The 12,956-nt window shown below is 68.1% G+C and carries 16 protein-coding genes and 1 pseudogene; 8 read left to right on the top strand and 9 right to left on the bottom strand.

Annotated elements, in window-relative coordinates; all coding sequences use genetic code 11:
- From ACZ6DT_RS16055 to ACZ6DT_RS16015, 9 genes are all read right to left on the bottom strand, one after another.
- Positions 1-645, bottom strand: a 645-nt coding sequence (locus tag ACZ6DT_RS16055; protein WP_465594856.1) for a DinB family protein, incomplete at its 3' end; no start/stop codon positions are given.
- A 32-nt stretch (positions 646-677) separates the two neighbouring features.
- Positions 678-824 (bottom strand): hypothetical protein, encoded by a 147-nt coding sequence (locus tag ACZ6DT_RS16050; RefSeq protein ID WP_465594853.1) that lies wholly within the window; start codon positions 822-824, stop codon positions 678-680.
- A 371-nt stretch (positions 825-1,195) separates the two neighbouring features.
- Entirely contained in the window at positions 1,196-1,777 is a 582-nt protein-coding gene (locus ACZ6DT_RS16045; protein WP_465594850.1) for a carboxymuconolactone decarboxylase family protein, read from the bottom strand.
- On the bottom strand, positions 1,764-2,102 hold the full coding sequence (locus ACZ6DT_RS16040; RefSeq protein ID WP_465594848.1) for a hypothetical protein: 339 nt from the start codon (positions 2,100-2,102) through the stop codon (positions 1,764-1,766). Before ACZ6DT_RS16040 ends, ACZ6DT_RS16045 begins: the two co-directional genes overlap by 14 nt.
- 51 nt (positions 2,103-2,153) lie before the next feature.
- Positions 2,154-2,648 carry an SRPBCC family protein gene (locus tag ACZ6DT_RS16035; RefSeq protein ID WP_465594845.1) on the bottom strand — a complete coding sequence of 165 codons (495 nt, stop codon included), beginning with the start codon at positions 2,646-2,648 and terminating at the stop codon, positions 2,154-2,156.
- 76 nt (positions 2,649-2,724) lie between these two features.
- Entirely contained in the window at positions 2,725-3,960 is a 1,236-nt protein-coding gene (locus ACZ6DT_RS16030; protein ID WP_465594842.1) for an RNA polymerase sigma factor, read from the bottom strand.
- Complete coding sequence (locus ACZ6DT_RS16025; RefSeq protein WP_465594839.1) at positions 3,957-4,331, bottom strand: YciI family protein; 375 nt, start codon at positions 4,329-4,331, stop codon at positions 3,957-3,959. Before ACZ6DT_RS16025 ends, ACZ6DT_RS16030 begins: the two co-directional genes overlap by 4 nt.
- A gap of 440 nt (positions 4,332-4,771) precedes the next feature.
- Positions 4,772-5,428, bottom strand: coding sequence for a response regulator (locus ACZ6DT_RS16020; RefSeq protein WP_465594836.1), 657 nt, complete (start codon positions 5,426-5,428; stop codon positions 4,772-4,774).
- Positions 5,425-6,684: a sensor histidine kinase gene (locus tag ACZ6DT_RS16015; protein WP_465594833.1), complete on the bottom strand. Its 1,260-nt coding sequence runs from the start codon at positions 6,682-6,684 to the stop codon at positions 5,425-5,427. The genes ACZ6DT_RS16020 and ACZ6DT_RS16015 overlap by 4 nt, the downstream gene beginning before the upstream one ends.
- A gap of 206 nt (positions 6,685-6,890) precedes the next feature.
- On the opposite strand from ACZ6DT_RS16015, the gene ACZ6DT_RS16010 reads away from it, so the two are divergent.
- From ACZ6DT_RS16010 to ACZ6DT_RS15975, 8 genes and pseudogenes are all read left to right on the top strand, one after another.
- Positions 6,891-8,492, top strand: coding sequence for a carboxylesterase/lipase family protein (locus tag ACZ6DT_RS16010; protein ID WP_465594830.1), 1,602 nt, complete (start codon positions 6,891-6,893; stop codon positions 8,490-8,492).
- Between the two features lie 25 nt (positions 8,493-8,517).
- Positions 8,518-8,697 carry a hypothetical protein gene (locus ACZ6DT_RS16005; protein WP_465594828.1) on the top strand — a complete coding sequence of 60 codons (180 nt, stop codon included), beginning with the start codon at positions 8,518-8,520 and terminating at the stop codon, positions 8,695-8,697.
- 448 nt (positions 8,698-9,145) lie between these two features.
- A complete protein-coding gene (locus tag ACZ6DT_RS16000) occupies positions 9,146-10,054 on the top strand; it encodes an HAD domain-containing protein (RefSeq protein WP_465594826.1) in 909 nt (302 codons plus the stop codon).
- Positions 10,047-10,403: a hypothetical protein gene (locus ACZ6DT_RS15995; protein ID WP_465594822.1), complete on the top strand. Its 357-nt coding sequence runs from the start codon at positions 10,047-10,049 to the stop codon at positions 10,401-10,403. The genes ACZ6DT_RS16000 and ACZ6DT_RS15995 overlap by 8 nt, the downstream gene beginning before the upstream one ends.
- 209 nt (positions 10,404-10,612) lie before the next feature.
- A complete protein-coding gene (locus tag ACZ6DT_RS15990; RefSeq protein WP_465594819.1) occupies positions 10,613-10,837 on the top strand; it encodes a hypothetical protein in 225 nt (74 codons plus the stop codon).
- A gap of 87 nt (positions 10,838-10,924) precedes the next feature.
- Positions 10,925-11,320, top strand: coding sequence for a DUF4260 family protein (locus ACZ6DT_RS15985; protein ID WP_465594816.1), 396 nt, complete (start codon positions 10,925-10,927; stop codon positions 11,318-11,320).
- Positions 11,313-11,822, top strand: coding sequence for a TetR/AcrR family transcriptional regulator (locus tag ACZ6DT_RS15980; protein WP_465594813.1), 510 nt, complete (start codon positions 11,313-11,315; stop codon positions 11,820-11,822). The genes ACZ6DT_RS15985 and ACZ6DT_RS15980 overlap by 8 nt, the downstream gene beginning before the upstream one ends.
- Before the next feature lie 420 nt (positions 11,823-12,242).
- Positions 12,243-12,842, top strand: a pseudogene (locus ACZ6DT_RS15975) (IS3 family transposase); the annotation flags it as partial.
- Positions 12,843-12,956: the final 114 nt, after the last annotated feature.

Genomic DNA, 12,956 nt, shown 5'->3' with positions numbered 1-12,956 from the left:
CGAGCGATCGCCGATATTGCCGCATATATTGAATTGCGCTACAATAATCAACGTCTCCACTCCGGACTCGACTACAAGACCCCCAACGAGGTCTATGCCGAGTACCTGAACCGGCAGCAAGCAGCGTAGGTAAAACCCACTAAACAGCTGTCCGGAAAGACCGAGGCCGCTCAGTGCCGGGAAGCGGTAGATATCGGCCAAGGTCATGTACTCGGTGAAGAAGGGGTCCCACCGCTCTGGGTAGTACATCCCGCTTGCGAGGTCGGTGTCGGTTTCTGCGTCGAGACGCTGATGGAGGCGGGTGATGGTCCGGTCGCAGAGGTGTTTCATCGCCCGGCGGCTGAGCGTGTTCCCGGCGAACCACGAACCGAGGTAATTCACGACGTCGAACGGCCGGGTTCCCGCGTTGAGAAGCCGGGCGTACCCGCCGCTGACGCCTGGCGGAAGTGGGCCGAGTATCCGGACGAGGTTCAGCAGGGCGCGCATGATGAGGAAGCCGAGCAGCATGTGGAACAGCAGCTGCCGGTTGGTCCATCGTGTCCCGTTCGAACGACGGCGCAGGTCGGCGTCGCCCGCTTCGTCGAGGAGGCGAGCGAAGGTGCGGCGCACTCGTTCCCAGTCCTGGTGAACCGCGTCCCGGTCCATCCACCCAGTGTCCGACGCCGGGGCCTGAGTCGCTAGTCGCCGTCCTGGCGGCTGCGCCAGGCGCCGAACGCGGATTCGGAGCAGTACCGCCAATGCCGCGGCGGTGCCGGTGGTGTGGTCCGGCGAGCCGACCCGGCCACGTTTAGGAACGTCACCGCCGCGAGATGGACTACGATCATCCCCGGTTGTGACCTCTCGTTTCAGTGCCAGCAGCATCGCCGAGTCGGGAACGGGTATCGAGGTCGTGTCCAGCTGGAGCACGTGATCGACGCCGCCACGGTTTCGGCACCCTGACGATGCTGAGGCACCGATACGGGCGCTCGTGCTCGTCGACGCCGGCGAGCACGGGGGCGGAACTTCGTTGCCAGTCCGCGCGCCCGTCGATGGAGATCAAGGGCATCGGGTTCCGGGGGATCAAGACCGAGGTGGTGGTCATCGTGTGGGGCGATGACATCAGCGCATCGGCGGGATTCGCGTTGCGGCAGTCCGATATCCGACACTCGCTGGCGGTTGGGTGCCGCGATCACGTTGATTCGCCGACCGCCGGAGGTTAGGCGTAGCCGCGTTTGAGCATCATGCCGGCGGCCTTGTCGAACTCGGCGTCGGTTGGGATGGCGAAGTCCAATGCGTTGGCGTAACGGGTGACGATGTTGAACACGGCTGCGACCGCGGCCGCGTCTTCGAGCTGTTGCCGGGTGGCCCCTGCGGCCAGCGCCGTTCGGATTTGTCCGCCCTCCAGTTCGTCAGGACGCAGGGTCACGGTTTCCAGGACGGTGAGTGTGGCGCGCAGGGGGTCCGAGATCGGCGCGGTTCGGTAGTCGGAGAGGGCCGCGTCGGCCACCGTCTTGTCCATTCCGTGCACGGCGATGGCCCGGTGAGCTCCGATGCAGAACGGACACGAGTTCCACTTGGCGACCATCGCGGCCATCAGTTCCCGCTCTGCTATGGACCATTCGCTCGGCCCGCGCATCGCATCCTGCGTCCACGCGCCGAGCGCTGTGCCGACGAAGCCCTTGTGGTAGAAGGCAACGCGGGCCGCGTCCGGGAGGCGCGCTCCCAGTGCCAGGGAGATGACCCGGATCAGCGTCCTGGTGCGGAGACTGTCACCGCGTTCGACTTCAGGCAGGCGCATCGGTCGCCTCCGCGATCACTCGGGTGGCGGCGTCCCATCGGGCCAGGCCCGCCCCGACGCAGGCGGACATGACGATCTCGAACGCGGCCTTGTCGCTGCCGGCCGCCTGCCGGACGGCGTCGAGTTCGGCGTCGGTCACCCGGTAGGAGGCGTCACCGATCTGCCGGGCCAGATCGTCGTACGGTTCGGCGACAGGCGGCCCGCCCGCCGAGCGGGCCGCCACCGCGGTCCGCAGCGCCACCTCGGTGATTCCGGTGTCGCCGGCCATCGCCGAGCGCAGCGTCTCCGCGTGATAGCGGTGTAAGTCGTCGGTGCCTGTGCTCATGTGGCCTTTCCGCTGACGCTGGGATCGGGTCCGGTGTGGACGGTATCGGCTTCAGTCCCCGGCGGCATCCCGTTGTGTCGCGGCGCGGAACCGCTCGAGATACAGCGGCCAGCCCGAGCCGGCACTTAGGCTCGTGAAGCTCTCCCAGCCCTCGCCGTGCCGGTCGAGATGCCGGTGTTCGAGCGAGACCCGGGTATGTTCGGCACCGTCGGCGATGAACCGGATCTCGACCTCGCTGGTGTGGCTGGGGTCGGACTCCAGCTGCCAGCGCGGGCTGATGTCCCAGCTGAGGACCAGCCGCTCCGACGGCTCGTACGCCAGGACCCGCGCCCAGGTGCAGCGGCTGCCGTCGGAGCCCACGTCGTACACGGTGCCGCCGGCCCGAGGTTCCAGCACGGTCCGCTTGATCGGCGTCGCGAGCAGGTTGTGCTCGCGAGGCTTGATTTCGTCGAACCGTTCGGTGAACACACCGAAGGCGTTCTTCTTGCCGACATCGACGACGACGTCGGCCTTCACGGAGGTCACGGCTTGGGAAGTGCTGTTCATGGGGGTGGTCCTTTCGGTGAATCGTCAGTTGACGCACCAGAGGACGAATGACCACCGGGCTTCTCGACAGCTCAGTTCATCGAGTTTCCGGTTTTTTGAGAGCGCGCATGCGGCCGGCGAGGTAGCGCTGGTCGGCGGGGTTGGTAGCGAGCTCGTGTGCGCGCCGGTACGCCGCGACCGCGTCGTCGGTGCGGCCGAGACGGCGTAGGAGGTCGGCGCGGGCGGCGTGTAGCAGGTGGTAGCCGTCGAGGCCCTCGATCCGGTCGATCAACGCTAGCCCCTCGTCCGGGGTGGTGGCCATGGCAACCGCCACAGCGTGGTTGAGCGCGACCACCGGCGACGGGGTCGCCGTGAGCAGCTGCTCGTACAGTGCGGCGATGGCGGGCCAGTTCGTCTCCTCGGCCGTCGGCGCCTGGGCGTGCATGATCGCGATGGTCGCCTGCAGCAGATACGGCCCGGGCGTCCCGACCCGCAGGGCCCGGTCGAGGAGCCGGACGGCTTCGGCGATCCCGGCGCGGTCCCAGCGGGACCGGTCCTGGTCCTCGAGCAGGACCACGTCCCCGGCCGGCGTGTACCGGGCGGCCGAGCGCGCTTGGTGGATCAGCAGTAGCGCGCTCAGGGCAAGAGCTTCCGGTTCGTCGGGCATGAGGGTGGCGACGAGCTTGGCGAGGCGGACTGCCTCCTGCTGCAACTCGCGGTACTCCGGCTCGCCGCCGCCGGCGGTGTAGCCGCGGGTGAAGATCAGGTAGATCACCGCGAGGACGCCGGAGAGCCGCTCGGGCAGAAGGTGGTCGGCGGGAACGTCGAGGCTGATGCCCGCATCGCGGATCTTGCGCTTCGCCCGCACCAGGCGCTGGGCGAGTGTGGGTTCGGCGACGAGGAAGGTGCGGGCGATCTGCCCGGCGGTCATCCCGGCCACGGCCTGCAGCGTCAGCGCGACGCGGGCTTCTTCGGCCAGGGCGGGATGGCAGCAGGTGAAGATGAGGCTGAGCCGCTCGTCGCCGACGCCGAGCAGGCTGCTCTCGCCGAGGTCCACGGTCGTCGCCTCCGGTCCCGGTCCGAGTTCGGCGAGCTTGTCCCGGCCATTGCGGGCACGCCGGAGCCGGTCGATGGCGCTGTTGCGGGCCGCGGTCAGCAGCCAGGCCACCGGATCGTCCGGCACGGCGGCGTCCCATTTGCGCAGGGCGAGCGCGCAGGCGTCCTGCAGCGCGTCCTCGGCCAGCTCGAAGTCGCCGAGGACGCGGACCAGTGCCGCGAGCATGCGGGACCGGTGTTCGCGGTAGACGGCGCGCAGGACCGGCGCCGGGCTCATACTCCGGCCGAGGGCCGGTGGTCGAGGTCGGGAACTCCGGCGATTGGGCGGACTTCGATCGTGCCCACCTCGGCCAGCGGGCACAGCGCGGCCAGTTCGAGTGCTTCGTCGAGGTCGCGGCAGTCGAGGATGTAGGCGCCGCCGAGGTGTTCGTGGGTCTCGGGGAAGGGGCCGTCGGTGATCAAGGTCTTGCCGTCGCGGACGCTGACCGTGGTGGCGGTGTGCTCGCCTTGGAGCGGATGCCCGGCGACGAACACGCCGCGGCGGCGGCACTCTTCGGCGAAGGCGTTCACCCTGGCGAGCGCCTCGGGGAACGCCGGATCCGTGGGTTCGGGCCGGTCGCAGTTGTAGATCAGCAGCATGTAGTGCACGTGTCCTCCAGCTCGGGCGGTGTCGATCCGTCGAAGAGGATGACGAACGGCTCGACCGTAACTCGACAGGTCGCGTCAAGCTTCTCTGAACCCATCAGGTCGGGGCCCCGTCCCGTGGCGGTGGCGTTCGACGATGTGCCGGGCGAGGTGGGCGGCGTCGTGGCCGACGAAACCGAGCAGGGCCGAGCCGGCGGTCCGCTGCCACGGCAGGCCGAGGACGTACAGTCCGTCGACCGGGGTGTGCGCGCCGTGATGGCGGAGCCGTCCACCGGTGAGCGCGTCCGGGATGTGTACCCAGACAGGAGGTCCTGGTGGGAACGGAACAGCGAGTCCTGGTCAGTCACATTTGTTGACAGCCGGGTTACGCAGACCCCGATTGCCGAGGACGACGTCCTAACCGGGGTCGGCCAAGATAATGAAAGACTGGCAATGAGTGCAGGTCATTCTCTGTTGCGTACGACGTGCAGTGCGAGTTGGGTGCGGTTCTGGCAGTCCAGCAGTGTCATCAGCCGGGATACGTTGCCTTTCACGGTGCCCTCGCTCAGGTACAGCCGGGCGGCGATGTCCGCATTGGTCAGTCCTTCGCCGAGTAGGGCGAGCACTTCGCGTTCGCGGTCGCTGAGCGCGTCGAACCGTGGATCCGGCTCGGGTTTCTTGGCGCTGGCGGCATGGCTGTTGTCGCGCAGCCGTTGCAGCGCTTCGGGGGAGAGCACCGAGGCACCGGCCGCGGCGGCCAGCACGAGCGGGACCAGCCTGCTGGGTGGTGTGGTCTTCAGGATGAACCCGCTCGCGCCGGCGTCGAGCGCGGCCAGCACCTGTTCGTCGGTGTCCACTGTGGTCATCGCCAGCACCGCTGGCGGTTGCGGCAGGCTGCGGATCTCCGCGGTGGCCGCGATCCCGTCCACCTGTGGCATTCGCAAGTCCATCAGCACGACATCGGGCTGGTACCGGACCGCGGCCTCGGTGCCCGCGGCGCCGTCATAGGTCACCGCGTCCACGACGATCCGGCCGGTGTCGGACAGGATCGTGCGCAGGAACTCACCGACCATGGGCTCGTCGTCGACCACGACGACATGCACGACATCATCGGCAGTCAACTCTGCTGCGTCGGCTCGGTCCACGTACCATCCCGGATGTCCGTACGGGCCGCCCCGTCGAGGGGCAGGATCACCTGCACAGCGTAGCCGCCGCCGGATTCGGCGGCATGCTCGCAGCTACCGCCGAGCATGCCGACCCGCCTGCGCATCGCCTCGATGCCCCGCCCGGAGCCGGTGCCGCTACCCTCGGCCGTTCCTGGTCCGTTGCGGATGGTCACCCGCAGCACGTCGCGGTCGGTGGCCACGGTGACCCGGACTTCGCTGCCCGGCGCGTGTTTGCGCGCATTGGTCAGTCCTTCCTGGACGACCCTGGACACGGTGCTCGCGGTCGCCGGTGGCAGTTCCGGTTGCTCCCCCTCGCGGCGCAACTCCACCCGCTGCCCGGCTTCCACCGCCCTGGCGACAAGCGTCTCCGGCGGATCGTCGGCCGGTCGGTTGCCCAGCCGCACCGATGCCGGACCGGCCGGTGCGTCGAGCAGTGCGAGGATGTTCCGCAGTTCGTCCAGCCCCGCGTTGCCGAGTCCGCTCATCCGTTCCGCGGCCGAGCGGGTCTCGGCTTCCTTGCTGCTGACGGTCAACGCGTTGGCGTGCAACACCAGCAGGGTCAGTACGTGACCGAGGGTGTCGTGCAGATCGGCCGCCAGCCGTTGCCGTTCGTCAGCCCTGGCCCGGTAGGCCAGCGCTTCCCGTTCACGCGCCAGGGCGGCGACCCGGTCCCGCCGGGCCCGGCGCAACCGGACGGCGAGGCTCGCGACCAGTCCGCCCAGCAGCGGCGCGGCGGCCCCGAGCACCGCTGTCCCGGCCGAGCCCGTGGTGCCGTCCAGCCCGTCGAGCACGCCGGCGAGTGTCACGTGTGCGACGGCGATCGCGGCGGAAATCTGCAGCTGCCGCGGCGTCCGTGCGCATTCGACGACCCGCACGGTCGCCCAGGCCAGCGCGACGGGCACCCACGGCACCGCCTGCTCGGCCAGGAGATGCTGCCACGGCGAGGGAGTCGCCCGCAGCAGCGACGCCACGAGCACCACGGCGCCGATGCCGAGATCGGGGCGCGCGGGCATGCCCGCCACGAGTGCCGACGCGAGCAGTTGCCCGGCCAGTCCGATGCCCAGTGTCGCCGCGAGTCCCGGCCACGGTTCGCCGAGCACGGCCGCGGCGAACCCGGTGCCGAGCAGCGCGAGCAGCGCGGTGATGATCAGCAGGTACCGCTCACGTCGGGCGTTGCGCACCGGCCGGCCGGATTCGTCCGTCGTGGCCACCCCGCGATGGTAGGCCCGCCCGGCCCGGCCGCAGTCGGGCCGGGCCGAGGTGTGGACGTTCGTCGCGCCGGACTGACTTTCGTCGCACGGATTCCGACGAACGATCCGCCAGGACTGGTCGTCCGCGAGTCGCGGCGCCGACTACACGTGACATAGCTTGCGCGGTGTTCCCGATCCCGACCGGAAGGCCGATCTCCATGCGCCGTGTGACCACCCGTCGCAGGCTCGCCACTGCCCTACTGCTTGCCGCGACCACGGTCGGATCGACGGCCTGCACGAACGAGGCGGGGGCCGATCCGACGCACATGCACACCGGTTCCGGGGAGCTGCGTGGTGTGCGGGACAACGACATCGTCCGGTTCCGAGGCGTGCCCTACGCCGAACCGCCGACCGGTCCGCAGCGCTGGGCGCCGCCGAAACCGGTGCGCCCGTGGGACGGGGTGCGCGAGGCGTCCGCCCCGGGGCCGCCGTGCGCGCAAGCGGGCAACCCGCCGGAGGGCAGCACCGCCGAGGACTGCCTGTACCTCGATATCACCGTGCCGGCGAACTCGGCTACGGTCCGGAGACCGGTGCTGGTCTGGTTGCATGGCGGCGGCTTCAGCAGCGGCGCCGGCACCGAGTACGACCCGCGCAGGCTTGCCGTCCAGGGCGATGTGGTGGTGGCGACCGTCGACTTCCGGCTGAACATCTTCGGCAACCTGGCGCTACCGGGGATGACCGACGGTGGCAGTTACGGCTTGCAGGACCAGCAGGCGGCGCTCGCCTGGCTGAGGCGCAACGCGGCGGCGTTCGGCGGCGATCCAGGCAACATCACGCTGTTCGGCCAGTCCGGTGGCGCGGTCGCAATATGCGGTCAGCTCACCTCGCCCGCCGCGAAAGGTTTGTTCAGCAAGGCGATTTTGCAGAGCGGCTCGTGCCACACCACGCTCGCGGCGAACGCGTCCGGTCCGGAGAGCCCGGCGTTCGGCGCGTTCTGGCGGCCTAAAGTGCAGGCCGAACGCAGCAGTGCCCAGGCTGCGGCCGCGCTCGGCTGCCCGCCCGGCGGCGACCAGCTCGGCTGCCTGCGCGCCCTGCCGGTGGACAAGCTGCTCACCCAAGCCGGGACGGCGACCGCGGCCACAGTGGGCGGCACGACGCTGCCGGTCGATCCGCGGGACGGGCTGAAGCAGGCGCCTGACGTGCCGGTACTGTCCGGGAACACCGCGGATGAACAGCGCATGGTCGCCGGCGTCTACGAACTGCTCGGCAAACCGATCACTGCCGCGCAGTACCCCGAACTGCTGGCCAAGGGATTCGGCGCGGCCGCGGCCGCGGTCCAGCAGCAATACCCGCTGCGTGCCTACCCGACGCCGGGGTTGGCCTGGGCCGCGGTCTACACCGACTCCGGATTCGCCTGCCCACAGCAGCAGACCGACACCGCGCTCGCGGCGCGCGGCCCGGTGTTCGGTTACCGCTTCGCCGACCCCACCGCGCCACCACTGATCCCGGTGCCGCCGACGTTCCATCCCGGCGCCTCGCACGCCTCCGAACTGTTCTACCTGTTCGACGTCAAGGGAAAGCCGGTGCACCTGGACGGTTCGACGTATCCGCTGACAGCGGCCCAACAGCAACTGGCCGAGCGGATGATCGCCGCCTGGTCGACGTTCGCGCACACCGGAAACCCCGGTCACACAAGAACTGCCGACCAGTGGCCGGTGTGGGACTCTGCCGCGCCGAAGGTGCACGAGTTCACCGCCGACGCCGCCCGTCCATCCACAGTAGACCCGGCCGCCGCGCACCAGTGCGGCTTCTGGTCATCGCTGCACTAAACCCGCGAAGCCGAGGAGATCCGACATGCCCGAAACCCGTTCGAAGTCCCAGCGTGTCATCGCGCTCGCCATTGCCGTGGTGTTGATCATCGGCGGCATCACCGGGGTGAGCACCGCGCACGACGTGCCACTAGCCACGATCAGTTCAGCGGTGGCGATCCTGGTCGGCCTGCTATTCCTCCGGATCGCCGCCCGCAAATCCTGACCTCACAGAAGCATCGACCTGCCGATCTGCGCCAGATCACGCTGGTGCAAGGTCCTGTCCGCAGTGACCCGAATTTTCGGGGCCTCGCTCGCGCGACCGGTTCCAGGTCAAACTCCGGACCGGCTCTCGGTCGCCGGGAGATGCCGGCGGTGTTGGCAGCGTTGGATGGGTTGGCTTGGCCCAGTGGGTCGCAGTGATCGGGCGTCCTGGAGCGCCTCCAGGGAACAGCCACGGGTGGATGTCGGCGTGGCTGCGTCGATTGTTGGCGAGCTGGTGCATGAGGTCGTCCAGCGGGCTGGGCAGTCCAGCGGTTCGGCGCCCGACACATGGTCCGGGTTCCCTTGTCGTCGTGGACGATCTGGTCGCGGGTCGGTTGGGCTACTTTGGATAGTGGCTGTCCGAACAGGAGCAGACGGGCGACTGGGCCATGGATGGTGACGGTGTCGTCATGCAGGAGGCGGCGGACCAACGCCCAGCGGTGATCGTCCTCGATGGCGGCTCGGTTGCCACGCCCGCGGAGTTCGTCGGGGATGTCGATGCCGCCGATGTGGTGGTTGTGGTGGGTCCAGAGCAGGAACGCTCGAACCTTCCGGTTGCGAGCCGGGTTCTCAGCCAGCCACCGCAGACCGGTGTTCGGCTCGTTGGCCGCCAGCGCCGGAAGCCATGCGCGCCGCTCACAGCACGCCCGACATCCGAGCCTCGCCCGGTCGATCGAGTGAGGGGTGACCTGCTAGACCCCGGTTACCGCTGGACCCGCCATGCTCTTGCGAGATCGCTGATCGAGCCTGCCTGTCAGGAGAAAGCCGCTACTCTGTGGCCTGTGACCGGTGGTTCTGGACAGCGTCCGCTGCTCTTCCTTGACGTCGACGGGCCGCTCATCCCGTTCGGTCTCGCGCCGCGACAGTATCCGACCTACCGGACAACGCCAGACCCACAGCAGAACAGCTCGAACCCGCTGCTGAGCAGAATCAACCCCGAGCACGGCCCTCGCTTGGCGGCACTGCCGTGTGAACTGGCCTGGGCCACCACATGGATGCACGACGCCAATGAGTGCATCGCACCACGGATTGGGCTGCCGCGGTTGGCGGTCGTGATCTGGCCGGAGCCATCCGGTGTCGATGAGCAGGACGAACGCAACGGACTGCATTGGAAGACCCGTACCCTCGTCGACTGGGCCGCGGGACGCCCCTTCGCCTGGGTCGATGACGAGATCACCGACACCGATCGGGTTTGGGTGTCCGCACACCATCACGGATCTGCTCTGCTGCAGCGGATCGATCCCCGTCACGGCCTGACAGCGGCCGACTATGCCGCCCTCAAGGAGTGGCTACAGAAGACGGAAACTGAAAGTGGCTGAGCTGCCGTCTGTCGACGACCTGCCCGACGGTTTCGCCTACCCGCCGGAATTCGTTCGCGTTGTCGAATTGGGGCTTACCGACCTTGAGCCGTGGTGGATCGTCGAAGGCGACCTGCTCCGCCGCAGCAACGCGATACTGGCGAAGTCGTATCCACACCGGCGCCTGGTGATGTTCGCCAGACGGCAGGACAACGACGACTGGGCCTGCTGGGATCTCGACCGTGGTGACGTCGCGCTCGTGCATGTGGGCGCAACCCCCGGCTGGGAGCAGCGCGGGCACCGGTTCCCGGACTTCAACGCCTGGCTACGACAAGCGATTGAGGACCTGATCGAGTTCGGCACCCTGTGACAACACCTCGAACGACACGCCCAACCACCAACAGACACCAGATTTCTCTCGTCACTGTCCGTGAACGCCGAAGTCAACAGGTCGAGCGATCCGTATTCAATGCTGCCCCGGCTCGATGAATTGCCGTCCGACTTGGAAGACGGGAAGCGCGCGCCGCGTCCGAGGGCCGGCCGGGTGAGATCAAGGGGATTGACCGCACCCTTCAGCGCTTGCGCGGCAAGCGCGCCGACGCGCTGCGGCTCACCCGCATCACCCGCCAGGTCGACCTCGAGATGCCTGCCATCGGCACGGCTCGATATTCACGCAAGCCGGATCGCTCCGAGCGACTGAACCACGCCGGCAGCGATCCGGCCGCGAGCCAGCAGAACGTCCTCGACACGACAGAAGTGGATGTCGACCCAGGGGCAAACAGGGATACGCGTCCCACGGCTTAGCTCCCAGGAGGCTCTAAGGCAAGTTGACGGCTAACGGCGTTAGCCTTAAGCTGAAGCTAACACCGTTAGCCGTCCATTGGGGGTCCTGTGTCTGTCGTTGTCGCACCCGTCCGCCAAGTCGCGAAGCGGGTGGCATGGGCCGCTCTGGCGGCGTTCCTACTGGCTTTCATCGTGCTCGAGGTGATCAACCACGGCGGCTCGGCGCTGGTCGCCGCGCTCCTGTTGCTGATCGCACCCGACCTGACGATGTTCATCGGCTTCGGCGTTGCCGGCAAAGGCAAGCTGTCGCCGAAAGCCGTGCCCTGCTACAACGTCATGCATCGACCATGGATCCCGCTGGCCGTCTTGGTCGTCTACAGCGCCGGCGGACTAGGGGATTGGGTACCGCTGTTCACGGCTGGGCTCGGCTGGCTGGCGCATATCGCGTTGGATCGGGCGTTCGGCTACGGCCTGCGTGAGCGTGACGGGAGCCGGCGTGCGTGAGCGGACCGGGCAGATCGTCGACGCAGCACGCGTGCTGATCGACGAAGGCGGCTCCGCGGCGCTGACCATGCGTGCGCTCGGCGACCGGCTGGGCATCCGCGCTCCGTCGCTCTACAAGCACTTCCCGGACAAGGGTGCGGTTGAAGCGCAGGTGATCACGCTCGCCATGCGGGAGCTGGCGAGCGCGCTGGCACGAGCCGACTCCTTGGTCGCGCTCGCGGCGGCCTACCGTGCCTACGCGCTCGCGCATCCCCATCTCTACCGGCTGATGAACTCCGGACCCCTCCCTCGCCACCTGCTGCCGCCCGGGGCGGAGGAAGCGACCGCGCTGCCGCTGATGCGCGCTGTCGGCGGCGACATCAACCGGGCACGTGCTGTCTGGGCGTTCGCCCACGGCATGGTCATCCTCGAACTCGACGGCCGTTTCCCGCCTGACGCGGATCTCGACAGTGCTTGGCGCACAGGGCTGGCAGCGTTTGCCGATCCCGCTCGACACAGTTGAGCCTGTCCCCGGCGGCGACGGCCAACCCTAAGCTCCGAATCGCCCATGGCCCTACGATCGCTGACCCGGTCGTCAGGCTGGCGGCACAGTCGTGAACACAGTGACGCCATCCCACATGGTGAAGAGGCGCAAGAGCTTTCCGGGAATGACGGTGACTCTTTCAACGAGGCGCAGGCACGCCGCATCTTCGGCCATCTATACGAACAGGCCGGAGGTGCGGTCGAGGGTGCCGGTGTCCGGAGGTCGTTCTCGAACCAGCGGTCGACTTACCAGCCCGACGAGCAGGAAGTCCGATCGGGATGGACTCCTACTGCGTCTCGACCGAACGAGGTATCACGGTGTACGGCTGCCTGCGCGGCGTGCAATTGACCGGTGCGCTGCTCACCCTGGAGTTCACGGCCGAGGACGCGGAAATCCTGCACGTCCCGACGGCCGTGGCGGCATGCCAAGAAAAAAGGCCGCAACCGCAACGCGGGGCCGCCGGTGCACGACGACCTGGTGCGCCGCGACTTCACCGCCGGCGCGCCGAACGTGAAGTGGCTGACCGACATCACCGAGCATCCCACCGCCCAGGGCAAGCTGTATCTGTGCGCGATCAAGGACTGCTACTCCAACAAGATCGTCGGGTACTCGATTTACTCCCGCATGAAATCCTCACTCGCCCTCGCCGCACTCCGCAACGCGATCACACTGCGCGACCCGGCCGGCGTCATCGTGCACTCCGATCGGGGTAGCCAGTTCCGGTCGAAGCCCTACCGGCGCCAACTGCGTAACAACGGCTTGATCGGGTCCATGGGCAGGGTCGGCGCCTGCGGTGACAACGCCGCCATGGAATCATTCTTTTCCTTGCTACAGAAAAACGTTCACGACACCCGACGCTGGACCACCAGAGACGAACTACGCCTCGCCATCGTCACCTGGATCGAAACGAAGTACCACCGCAAACGCCGACAACGAGCCCTGGGCAAACTCACCCCAATCGAGTTTGAGACCATCTACACCGCCGCCTCAGCGGCCTGAAACACCCACCCCCTGGTGTCAACCAAACTCGGGGCAGTCCCCCGTGGGCGGGTTCGGTTCTGCGTCCGCTCGGCGTACCCGGCGCACTAGGGGAGTGGGTCTTCCCACGCCGTC

The organism is Amycolatopsis sp. NPDC041971 (assembly GCF_055588925.1).
The sequence above is the reverse complement of the archived record's forward strand: the minus strand, read 5'-3'. Positions and strand labels throughout refer to the sequence as shown.

Excerpts from the sequence above, each read along its gene's own strand:
- ACZ6DT_RS16030 (WP_465594842.1), bottom strand. The coding sequence starts at position 3,960 with ATGAGCCCGGCGCCGGTCCTGCGCGCCGTCTACCGCGAACACCGGTCC.
- ACZ6DT_RS16035 (WP_465594845.1), bottom strand. The coding sequence starts at position 2,648 with ATGAACAGCACTTCCCAAGCCGTGACCTCCGTGAAGGCCGACGTCGTC.
- ACZ6DT_RS16040 (WP_465594848.1), bottom strand. The coding sequence starts at position 2,102 with ATGAGCACAGGCACCGACGACTTACACCGCTATCACGCGGAGACGCTG.
- ACZ6DT_RS16005 (WP_465594828.1), top strand. The coding sequence starts at position 8,518 with ATGCCCGAAACCCGTTCGAAGTCCCAGCGTGTCATCGCGCTCGCCATT.
- ACZ6DT_RS16050 (WP_465594853.1), bottom strand. The coding sequence starts at position 824 with ATGATCGTAGTCCATCTCGCGGCGGTGACGTTCCTAAACGTGGCCGGG.
- ACZ6DT_RS16045 (WP_465594850.1), bottom strand. The coding sequence starts at position 1,777 with ATGCGCCTGCCTGAAGTCGAACGCGGTGACAGTCTCCGCACCAGGACG.
- ACZ6DT_RS16000 (WP_465594826.1), top strand. The coding sequence starts at position 9,146 with ATGCAGGAGGCGGCGGACCAACGCCCAGCGGTGATCGTCCTCGATGGC.